This is a genomic window from Streptomyces sp. NPDC002573 (assembly GCF_042889625.1).
GTDB classification, from domain to species: domain Bacteria; phylum Actinomycetota; class Actinomycetes; order Streptomycetales; family Streptomycetaceae; genus Streptomyces; species Streptomyces gibsoniae.
The window spans coordinates 1-2,848 of the sequence record NZ_JBIARC010000214.1; the positions used below are offsets into that span (position 1 = coordinate 1).

Consider the following 2,848-nt stretch of genomic DNA (forward strand, 5'->3'; position numbering starts at 1 on the left):
GAGCTCACCGGCTCCGGAACTTGTAGTGCTCACCTGCTGGCGGCTACGGACCGTAGTCTCTCCTACCGCCCGCTGAGCCCCATTAGGAACTTGTAGCGGGCCCGGCCGATGCGGTGGCGGTCGGCGCCGGTGCGGGCCAGAGCGAGGAGGGTGCGCAGGCTTTCCTTGGCGATCCAGGCGGTCAGCAGCGTCTGTCCGATCTTCCCCTCGTCCAGCAGCGGGTTCCACATCTTCGCGAACTGATCGTCGGTGAGGTCCTCGCGGTTGCGCAGCAGACGCCTGCGAGCCTTCCATTCCGGGTCGGTGGCGCGTCCGCGTCGTCCGCGGATCTCGGCGGTGGTGCGGCGCCGGACCAGGGACAGCATCTTGTTCGCGAGCTGCACGACGTGGAAGTGGTCGACCACGACGACGGCGTTCGGCAGGCCGGTGCGGACCGCGGCCCGGTAGGTGGCCGACATGTCGATGGCGACGTGCCGGATGCTGTTGCGCCAGGCCAGAGGTGTGGTGGACAGCCAGGCCAGCACGTCGGCGGCGGTGCGGCCCTCGACCTGGCCGAGCAGGCCACCGACACCGAGCGCGTCGACGAACCCGGTGTGCCACCGGTCCCGTGTCAGCTGCCACTTGCCCGTTTCGGGGTTCTGCTCCCAGCGGGTCTTGCCGCGCCGGGTCTCGTCGATGCCCAGCACCTCGACGCCGGGCAGCGGCGCTTCGACGACCTCGCGGGCAACGGTCCGGAAGGCGTCCATCACGGTCGGCCAGGACAGATGCAGATCGCGGGCGGCCTGGATGACCGTGGAGCCGGCATCCCGTATCCGACGTCCGGCCGTACTCCGTAGCCTCCCAGTCAGCCGGGCGCCGGCCGGGATCTGCGGGATCTGCTCGGTGAACGATTTCCGAGGACAGGCCGGCTCGCGGCACCACCAGCGCCGCTTGTGCCACAAGAACTCCAGCCCGCGCTCGCCATAAGGGAGATCACGGGGTCGGGTGGTGGCGGAGCCTTTCACCCGGGACGAGAAGACCCCGCAGGCCGGACAGGCCCGGGCCGAGGCATCCGCCGTGGCCAGATGGACCCGGCGCCCACCGTCCTCGCACCGCTCGACCCTCATGACGGACACCCCGTCGAGGTCCAACAGCAACGTCGTATCGTTGACCAAGCCCGTGGCTCCCCAGTGATCCTTCTGCGTAGAGAACAGAAATGATCACCCAGGACCACGGGCGTCCTACATCCAGGGCCGACAACCACCCCACTCGTCGCAGACCGTGACGGACAGTCAGCGGCCACCGACCCTGCACCGCTCAACTTCGAAGACCCCGTTAGGGCCGCCCCTCAAGCCGGGGGTTCAGGTCGCGGGCGGGAGGCGGACCGCGAGAAGGGCGATGTCATCGTTACTGCCCTGAGCCAGGCCGGCGAGGAGCTCGTCACAGAAGACAGCCAGCGGTTCGCGAGTCAGGGCTGCGGCGTGCTGACGCAGCCGGGCAAGACCGCGGTCGAGGTCTTCGCCGGAGCGTTCGATCAGGCCGTCGGTGTAGAACAGCAAGTTGGAACCCGGCGCAAGTGTGTGGGTGCTGCTGGGCCGGGGCGTGTCGGGTTCGATGCCAAGCAGGACACTGTGCCCGGTCTCCAGGTAGCGAGTATCACCGTCGTGCGACACCAGCAGGGGTGGTGGATGGCCGGCGTTGGCGAATTTCAGCTGCCAGCTGTGGTGTGGGCCGGGTTCGAGAAGGGCGTAGATGCAGGTCGCAGTGTCCCCGCCGTAAAGAGTGTGGCTGATCGCGTCCAGGCGGCGCAGGATCTCGCCCGGCGGTTCGAGCCGGTCGCAGACCAGCGCGCGCAACATGTTGCGCAGCTGTCCCATGGTGACCGCCGCGGGCAGATCGTGACCGGCGGCATCGCCGATGATCAGTGCCGTCGTGCCGTCCGGAAGCGCGAAGCAGTCGTACCAGTCCCCGCCCACCTCCACCGCCGCGCGTGCCGGCACATACCGAGCAGCGATATCCAGAGGGGCTACATCCGGCAGCGACGGCAGCAGGGACCGCTGCAAATGCTCGGCGGTACTCTGCACCGAGGCATACAGGGGGCTGTTGTCCACCGCCAGAGCCGTACGATGCGCCAGATCCTCCACCAGAGCCAGATCATTCTCGGTGAGCGCGAAGGCATCCCCGCTCCTGGCCAAGGTCAGAGCCCCGAGTATCTGCCGCCGCGCCCGCAGCGGCGCGATCACCGCCGAACGGGCACCCAGCTCAGAGAACAACGCGACCTGCGCCGCATGCAGGGCGCTCCCGTCTTCCACCGAGGCCATCACGACGGGATCGACCACCAGCGGCCCCGCCCCCCGCAACACACGCGCCAGCGGATCGGACGACGTCTCCAAAACTGCCGCCCTCGGCGGCGTGGGTCAGGGCGCTGTGGCGGAGCCGGTGCAGGGTCCAGCCGTCCAGGTCCTCGATGTCCTCGGGTGCGGCGAGCGGGTTGGCCAGCAGCCGGGTGTTCTCCTCGAAGATCTCCTCAGCCCGCCGGTAGGAGAGCCGGGCGCGGCCCGTGTCCGGGCACACGTCCAGCGACGGCGTCCCGGCCGGCGTCTTCCGGCCGGTGAGGAACAGCGGGCCGCGGGTGCGGCGGCCGATCAGGCGGGGCAGCCGTTGGGCGGTGCCAGACTGCCAGTGAATCCACTCGCTCGCCCCGCCCTTGGCGGTGATCTTCCCGCGTTTGTACTGCGGGTAAAGGCCTTCCACGTTCAGGCACAGCACCTCGTCCTGCGTTCCGCGCAATTCAGGGGTTCTGGAGTCCCTTCCGAGGTGAAGGTGCAGGTCAGCGGGCTGGAGTCTAGTGACACGGCCGGATTCGCCT

At 68.9% G+C, this 2,848-nt stretch carries 2 protein-coding genes and 1 pseudogene; all 3 read right to left on the minus strand.

Annotated elements, in window-relative coordinates; genetic code table 11:
* Positions 1–62 precede the first annotated feature (62 nt).
* Complete coding sequence (locus ACFYX0_RS47275; protein ID WP_388981906.1) at positions 63–1,154, minus strand: ISL3 family transposase; 1,092 nt, start codon at positions 1,152–1,154, stop codon at positions 63–65.
* Between the two features lie 186 nt (positions 1,155–1,340).
* Positions 1,341–2,318, minus strand: coding sequence for a PP2C family protein-serine/threonine phosphatase (locus tag ACFYX0_RS47280; RefSeq protein WP_388981909.1), 978 nt, complete (start codon positions 2,316–2,318; stop codon positions 1,341–1,343).
* A pseudogene (locus tag ACFYX0_RS47285) lies at positions 2,242–2,848 on the minus strand (hypothetical protein); the annotation flags it as partial. The gene ACFYX0_RS47280 and the pseudogene ACFYX0_RS47285, both read right to left, overlap by 77 nt.